The 7,139-nt window shown below is 41.5% G+C and carries 7 protein-coding genes and 1 tRNA gene; 5 read left to right on the top strand and 3 right to left on the bottom strand.

The window, feature by feature from the left end; translation table 11 throughout:
- On the top strand, positions 1 to 524 hold a 524-nt coding region (locus A3763_RS12915; RefSeq protein ID WP_255376623.1), incomplete at its 5' end, for a helicase-related protein.
- A 79-nt stretch (positions 525 to 603) separates the two neighbouring features.
- Here A3763_RS12915 and A3763_RS12920 read toward each other — a convergent pair.
- Positions 604 to 1,404 carry a hypothetical protein gene (locus tag A3763_RS12920; protein WP_068507789.1) on the bottom strand — a complete coding sequence of 267 codons (801 nt, stop codon included), beginning with the start codon at positions 1,402 to 1,404 and terminating at the stop codon, positions 604 to 606.
- 626 nt (positions 1,405 to 2,030) lie between these two features.
- Here A3763_RS12920 and A3763_RS12925 point away from each other — a divergent pair.
- Positions 2,031 to 3,320, top strand: coding sequence for a putative solute-binding protein (locus A3763_RS12925; protein WP_156490486.1), 1,290 nt, complete (start codon positions 2,031 to 2,033; stop codon positions 3,318 to 3,320).
- An 18-nt stretch (positions 3,321 to 3,338) separates the two neighbouring features.
- Positions 3,339 to 4,349 carry a hypothetical protein gene (locus A3763_RS12930; RefSeq protein ID WP_068507793.1) on the top strand — a complete coding sequence of 337 codons (1,011 nt, stop codon included), beginning with the start codon at positions 3,339 to 3,341 and terminating at the stop codon, positions 4,347 to 4,349.
- Between the two features lie 50 nt (positions 4,350 to 4,399).
- Here A3763_RS12930 and A3763_RS27610 read toward each other — a convergent pair.
- Positions 4,400 to 4,471: transfer RNA gene (locus tag A3763_RS27610), tRNA-OTHER, on the bottom strand.
- Positions 4,472 to 4,761: 290 nt separating this feature from the next.
- Here A3763_RS27610 and A3763_RS12935 point away from each other — a divergent pair.
- Together A3763_RS12935 and A3763_RS27615 are read left to right on the top strand one after the other, a co-directional pair.
- Positions 4,762 to 5,577, top strand: coding sequence for a competence protein CoiA family protein (locus tag A3763_RS12935; RefSeq protein ID WP_068634422.1), 816 nt, complete (start codon positions 4,762 to 4,764; stop codon positions 5,575 to 5,577).
- Positions 5,578 to 5,773: 196 nt separating this feature from the next.
- On the top strand, positions 5,774 to 5,938 hold the full coding sequence (locus tag A3763_RS27615) for a hypothetical protein (protein ID WP_156495079.1): 165 nt from the start codon (positions 5,774 to 5,776) through the stop codon (positions 5,936 to 5,938).
- Positions 5,939 to 5,976: 38 nt separating this feature from the next.
- On the opposite strand, the gene A3763_RS12940 is transcribed toward A3763_RS27615, so the two are convergent.
- Positions 5,977 to 7,041 (bottom strand): hypothetical protein, encoded by a 1,065-nt coding sequence (locus tag A3763_RS12940; protein WP_068634421.1) that lies wholly within the window; start codon positions 7,039 to 7,041, stop codon positions 5,977 to 5,979.
- Positions 7,042 to 7,139: the final 98 nt, after the last annotated feature.

Below are 7,139 nucleotides of genomic sequence, written 5' to 3' on the forward strand. Positions count from 1 at the left end.
ATAAAAGTCAAGGTGCCCGAACTCGAGCCCTACAAGAGTTTAAGTCTGGTGTCATTCAAGTTTTAGTTGCGACTGATATTGCAGCACGCGGCATCGATATAGATCAGCTACCTCAGGTTGTTAACTTTGAGCTACCTCACGTATCTGAAGATTACGTGCACAGAATAGGTAGAACCGGCCGCGCGGGGTCGGATGGTTTAGCGATATCTTTGGTTTGTGCCGATGAATTTAAAGAACTCAAAGGTATTGAACGGTTAACTAAACAAGTGATTCAACGTAGAACGGTCGAAGGCTTCGAACCTGTGCACTCCCTACCCGAATCCCAGCTAGATACTCGTCCGATCAAAGCAAAAAAGCCCAAGAAACCCAAAAAGCCAAAAGCCGAGCAGCACGGCAATCAGGCGAAGACCGACTCCGATAAAAATAAGCCTAGAAGAGCAAAAAGACGCCCTACTCAAAAGCAATCCCGCGGAAATCAGTCAAGCAGCCAGTCAAGTAACAAGGATATATGGAAACAAAAGTAGCCGTAGCCACTAAGAATTGTTTTGAAAGAACTTAAAAAGCTCAGATCCAGGTAATCTGAGCTTTATTGAAAAAAGACGATTAGATTGTTACAGAAATAGAGTCGGATAAGTCGCTTTCGAGGCCGTCAGTATCTACAACGGTAATTGCAAAATGATAATCACCATCGGCCAGCTCAGTAACAATATATGAGGTATCTAGACCATCGACCTCATGAACAGTATCAACCTCACCGTTACCAGCAACTTGATAGATTCTAAAGCCCTGTATTTCGTAAACTTCGAAATCTGAACCATCTGCTCGCTGACTTGGATAAGCCCAGCTAAATTCTATAGCGCCGAGAGACGCTTCTTGCTCCTGCCCGTCAGTAGCGTCAGAAGAACCTTCGTTGTCACTACCGCTAGAATCACTCGACCCGCTTTGACTTTCCCCACTGCCCGCTTGCTGGTCGTCAGAGCCACTGTCATCTTGTCCACCGACTACTGAGCCGCCAGTATCTCCAGCATCGCTTGAATTATCTGAAGAATCGTTGGAAGCCTCTTCACTGTTCCCCTGAGCCTCTTGCCCACCAGGCTCTTCAACTTGCTGAATTTCTACAGGTTCTTCGTCAGAGGTCGCTGCTGAGCCACAACCAACCAAAGCCAAGGGAGATAAACTAATAATCGAAGAAACAATGGCGCTACGTAATTTACTCTGTACTTTAAGAGCTTGGTCAATCTGTCTACGACTCAACCAGCCTTTATCGACGAGAATCTGACCCAAGGGCAGATCAGTGCCTTGCTGAGAAGCAATTGCTTCATTCAACTGCGTTTCGTTTATTAGGCCTTTATCTAAAAGAATATCACCTAGACGCGTTTTTTCTGTTTGTTGAGTCGCGTACATATTTTTACCCGCCTATCATCATTTTCTCTCGCACGAACCTGTATTCCAACTACTTAAAGACAAGCTAAATCACCATAGCGATTGTCTAAAGCTTGCAACAAACTGCGGGAGTAATACGTGAACCAATGTTGCGTAATGTTTCTATTAATATAGATGAGAACATAGCTTTATCAACACGACCAGTAAATTGAGCATATATTGTACAATATTTTACAATTCGACAATAAAACGAAACATCTGGATTTTCTATATAATTGCAAAAGCATGGACGTTGATAGCAATTCAAGCCTTTCTGCCCCTAATTATAATTTTTGTTATCTGATTCACCCTATCTAGCCAAGGACTATGATAGGCTTTGCCAGCAAAAAATAATGCACCACAATACGCTCTAAACAAGGATGAATACGAATGACTACTCGACTATTTAGTCATTTCACTGGCCAGCTTTTTTTCAACAGCCACATGAATTCATATATATACCGCCCAGCTCTTCAGCAGAGGTGTGCTGTATGAAGCTCTTCTCTATATTTCTTTGCATCTTGATAAGCCTGTTCAGTAGCTCTGCTTTTTCTTTAGAATCTAAAACGTTCTGCGTTTGGGATCCTGTTGGCCGAAGTGGCCCAGTGATGACATTTTATTCCGACGTTATTCCACGAGCTCAAGCCTGGGGATTAAAGCTCAAATTTGTCGCCTACACCGAAGAAACCGATGTTGTTAAGCAATTTAAGGCTGGCAACTGCGAGGCTGCCGTTCTTACGAGCATCCTGTCGCGCCAGTTTGTTAAGTTTGCCGGCACAATGGACGCAATTGGAGCAATTAACTCAGAGAAAGGGCTTGAGCTTGCTATCGCTACGCTAAGCCGCTCTAGGGCTGGCAAGCTGATGATCGAAAACAATTATGAGGTTGTAACAACCTTCCCTGTTGGTTCGATGTATGCCTTTGTTAAAGACCGCTCGATTGACACAATTGACGAATTTTCTGGTCAAAAGATTGCGATTTTGAATAATGATCCGCAAATGTATAAATTTGCAAGTTTATCTAAGTCCAAACCTGTCACGGTAACACTATCAAACTTTGCAGATAAATTTAAAACCGGCGAAGTTGATATTGTGATCATGCCCGCTCTTGCCTACAACACCTTTGAGCTTTACGAGGGTCTTGCAGATAAAGGAGGAATTATTGATTACCGGCTATATTACGGAATGCTTCAAACCATTGCTCGTCGTGATCAGTTCCCTGAGGATTTCGGGAATAAAATGCGAAACTACATGCTGACACGAATGAAAGCGATGAACAAAATGGTAGTTGATGCCGAAGAGGAAATCCCCAAGCACTACTGGATTAAAACTAATCAATTCGTAAAGGATGAGATTGATCACTTCAGTAAACGCATTAGACTTGCCTTACAAGACGATCAGATCAACAACCCTACCGCACTGAAGTTATTCTGGAAAATTCGCTGCCGTCTAGACCCTTCTCGTGGCGAATGCAAAGCACCGCCCAAGGTGGTTAGCAAACGCGTCAAAAAGAACAACATAGAGAAGCAAAAGGCCCAAGCAGACGCAGCTGCTAAAAAGAAGCTCGAAGCCGAGCGCATCGCTCACGCAAAAAAAGCTGAAGCTGAACGCTTAGCTAAACAAAGAGCAGAAGAAGAGAAGCGGCTTCAAGAGCAAAAAGAACAAGAGCAACGCAAGCTTGAAGAGGAAAAGCAGCTTCTAGCCCAGCAACAGCAAGAACAAGCACGACTTGAGGAAGAGCGCCGTATTGAAGAACAACGAATAGCGCAAGAAAAACTCAAGCTAGAAGAAGAAAAGAAAGCCTTAGAACAAGAACGCATCGTACTTGAACAAGCAAAAAATGAGCTTGAGAAAAAAGAGTCATGGAGTTTATGGGACTTTCTATTTGGCTGGATCTAAGCGGCAATAGAGCAAACGATGAACCGCTCCAAATTAGAAGAAATAACGAAGGCTATCCTGGATAAGTCGTCGCCATATTCATACAAAACAAAAGCCTTAGAGGACTATGCAAAGGTCTGTAGTGATCTTGGCGGTATAACAGCATCTCCTGCCTTCGATGCATGGGCGAGTGATTCATACCTCCCTCAAGGCTTAGCTATTTGCTCGGAAGCAGCAGCTCAGTGCACACTTGATCATCAGCGCAGCATAACCTTCATTCAGGCTGTCAATGCCGCTATAAGCGATACATTAGCCAACTCTATCGATCAGCCAATAAAAATTCTTTACGCTGGCTGCGGGCCCTACGCAACGCTCCTACTACCGCTACTAACTCAGTTTTGCTCTGATGAAATAGAACCATACTTTTTAGATATCCATCAAGAATCGCTTGACAGTGTTGAACGCCTATTACAGGCCTTTGAATTAACGAAGTATTCCAGTCACCTTGTCAACGCTAATGCCTGTGAATACCAGCACCCTGATACACTCGACATTATCATCAGCGAAACAATGCAGAAGTCTCTTGAGCATGAGCCTCAAGTAGAAATAACGGCAAACCTAGCAGACCAACTTAAGCCGCATGGTATATTTATTCCACAATCTATTAATGTGTCTTTAGAGCTTAAGGTTGTGAAGAATAACAGCGCTGATTCTGCAAACGCTACATTCTACCCGGTTGCAAGGTTAATAGACCTAACGCCAAAACACGCAGTTAAATATTGCGCTGAAGCAAAAAACAATAGCTCCAACGCTGAGCTATCCTTTTACTGCTGCAGCTTCACACTCCCCAAACAAAATCTATCAGGTCGCCACTCCCTATTCCAGACAACTACAATACAAGCGTACAAAGATTACATATTGAGCAACGGTGATTGCGACCTATCTCTCCCGAGGCCTTGTTTAGAAATATCGCAATTGAATGGTGAAGCAACTTACGAGGTTAGCTATGCACTTGGAGGCTATCCAAAATTTGTATTTTTAAATCGCTAGAACGATCGCGACATGCCACAACTATAAAAATAAGGAGCGAATAGGGAAATTGGTAGGACTAGGCAGATTCGAACTGCCGACCTCTACCATGTCAAGGGAGAGCAGAAAAACCATTTAATCCTTATTTATCAGTATATTAAACAGATTTCTGATTAGTTTTTAATCTGTCAATTTCGTCATTTTCGACACCTAAAATCAACAACTTACAAACTTGTCACCACTTTTTTTTGCCACGTTTGACCTCTACTCTTTTGACGATTTTAATCGAATTCATGGTAGAGGTCTTCAATATTTCGCTCAATATATTCCCTGAAAAAGATTGTACCTAATCTAGCTTTTTGTCTCTAATTAAAGTCTGATAAAGTGGGTAATTGATGGAGTCTTCAACGCTTAACAAGGATTTAGTAGAAGCATGAACCACATACCTTTCGCTCTAGACAAAAATGGAGAATATGTTGAGGTTGGCAATGTTCCTAAGGGCAAAAACTGCAACTGTTTTTGTCCTAGTTGCGAACAAAGTGTCATCGCCCGCCACGGAAAGAAAAAGGCATGGCACTTCGCTCATGATCCAAACCCCGCAACTCAACCAAAGCGAATTTGCGATCTTTCGTTCGAGTCCTGTTGCAGGCAGTATCTTTCCAAACTGCTGACCAATGGAGCAATATCGACACTCTCCACCCCAGCATTAAATGTTCAGGTTTACGTTGGTGAGCGCGCAGAATTCTCCAAAGCTAAAAAGGTCACTTCACCACACCAGTTTAAAGACCTGCGATTTACTGAGTCGAACTACGCCGACATAAAAACAGAGATTAACGGCTACACGCTTTATCTTTTCTTTTACTACGGTGGTCGTGCCATACCACCAGAACCAGATGACGAAAAAGCAGGTGTAATAGAGGTAGATATTGGTTTCCTAAAGTTCCAGTATGCTAAATTGCCAAGCGAACCTGACCTAATAGCAAAATTGCTAACAGCATTGATCGAAGAAGATAACGATCTAAAAAGCTGGCTCTATCACCCTAATGCCAAGGCTGCCAGACAACATCTTGAATATGAGTTGATAGCAGCCACAAAAAAACAGCTAACAGCTAAAGGCACCTACTCATGTTTGAATTGTAAGCACGAATGGTATGGAACTGAGCATGTTGACCACAAATGCCCAAATTGCGATAAATATCTGTATAGCCGCTTTGAACCATCCGCCTCTATTTCAAATCAGTGTTTTTAAATCTTTAATTACATTCATCCATGGTGCTGCGCCATGAATCAATGGCCGATATTTCGTCAGCCACACGATGAAGAACGGCTCTTGAAAGCAGGTATGTGATAAGTCCTTCGTCGTTGAATGATACCCGCTTAAGAAAGTGGGAAAGCAATAAAATCACGTCATTAGGTGATAGGTATTCCTATGCGGGAAAAAGACAATGGCTACCCACATCGAAGAAGTCTTTGAGTGGCCTGTCAGTATTTTCAGAATTGCTGATCGCAAAGTCTACGATACTGCCCGGCTGGCAGAAACAGATCTCTCCGTTGCATTTTTTCATATTGTTACCTCTTATTTTTATAGTTGGTATCAATACAAGTTATAGAATATTTTTATTGTTTCAAGAGTGCGCGCATTGGATTCTTACGACGACAAGTCCCACCCTTTTTCGGCACGTTTTATATCCGCTTTACTCAATTTAGGTTTTGTAAATCGTCGGTCAGTTTTCTTGCCATTGATATAAACGTAATACGTTGTCTTGAAATTTTTTGTATTATGATCGCAGTGGGCTAAGTAACCACATTCAATCAATTTCTCATGAGCCTCTTTTAAACGCGCAGTTCTATTGTTATCTCTACTAACTGTCTCTAGATTGCAACGCTTAATCAGTCTATCCCTCTCATAATAGTCGAAACTAACCTCCTTACTTGAATCATGCCATGATTCGTAAAGTAGAAATAAAGATCTAGCCGTATCCAAGCCAATACCCGAAAAGAATTTCATGTCTATAGCTCGATGGTGATATAGCTCTTTATCTCTATAAGCCTCGAAAAAATCTTTAGATAACTTAAACTCCAAAAGTCCATCTTTGATTACCTCAACTGACTTGACCAATTCAAACGCGCGGCAGTTCTTCTCAATAGTTGATTCTGGGCAATGTGATGTAAGAGTTATCACTACGCTTTCCAAACGCTTAAAAGCTTTGTCCAGACGCACCAAGAACGATGTGTTATTAACTTTCTTTTCAAAACCCATTTCTTGAATAAAGGCATTAGGAGAAATAATTAAGCTTTGAAATCCAGTCTGATCAATTAAACGCAACAAGGTTGCATAAACAATAAAATCTAGTTTTGAGTTGCACTCAGATCCGTGTATAGCGTATTCAGATTTAAACCCCTTGTTATGTCTTACATCGCCAGTATCTAGAAATTCCTCGGACTCTCTTCCACTTTTAATCGGTCTAAACAAAGTTGATTGCAGCACAACATTTAATATTGGCGCATGGTACTTTGGTAAATCATAATCAACTATCCCATAATCCCCGCTATCCTTCTTCTCGATCAGATCAGCATCATAGTTTTTGCCATAATAAGATTCTTCTGAATTCTGTTTTTCATTAGCTTTTATTGCAGCTAAAAGTTTCTCAACTCTTTCCTCGCTAATATCTTTCTGGAAAAGTTCATCTTCAAATTCATCTTTACTAATCATATGGCACTACTTTCCTAGAAGCTTATTTTTAAAACCAGACAAATTTGTACCTAGTTATTTTACCTAGTTTATATATATAGTTATTATACATAGTTAAA

This window comes from Oleiphilus sp. HI0128, assembly GCF_001635365.1.

Excerpts from the sequence above, each read along its gene's own strand:
- A3763_RS12920 (WP_068507789.1), bottom strand. The coding sequence starts at position 1,404 with ATGTACGCGACTCAACAAACAGAAAAAACGCGTCTAGGTGATATTCTT.
- A3763_RS12925 (WP_156490486.1), top strand. The coding sequence starts at position 2,031 with ATGACATTTTATTCCGACGTTATTCCACGAGCTCAAGCCTGGGGATTA.
- A3763_RS12930 (WP_068507793.1), top strand. The coding sequence starts at position 3,339 with ATGAACCGCTCCAAATTAGAAGAAATAACGAAGGCTATCCTGGATAAG.
- A3763_RS12935 (WP_068634422.1), top strand. The coding sequence starts at position 4,762 with ATGAACCACATACCTTTCGCTCTAGACAAAAATGGAGAATATGTTGAG.
- A3763_RS27615 (WP_156495079.1), top strand. The coding sequence starts at position 5,774 with ATGGCTACCCACATCGAAGAAGTCTTTGAGTGGCCTGTCAGTATTTTC.
- A3763_RS12940 (WP_068634421.1), bottom strand. The coding sequence starts at position 7,041 with ATGATTAGTAAAGATGAATTTGAAGATGAACTTTTCCAGAAAGATATT.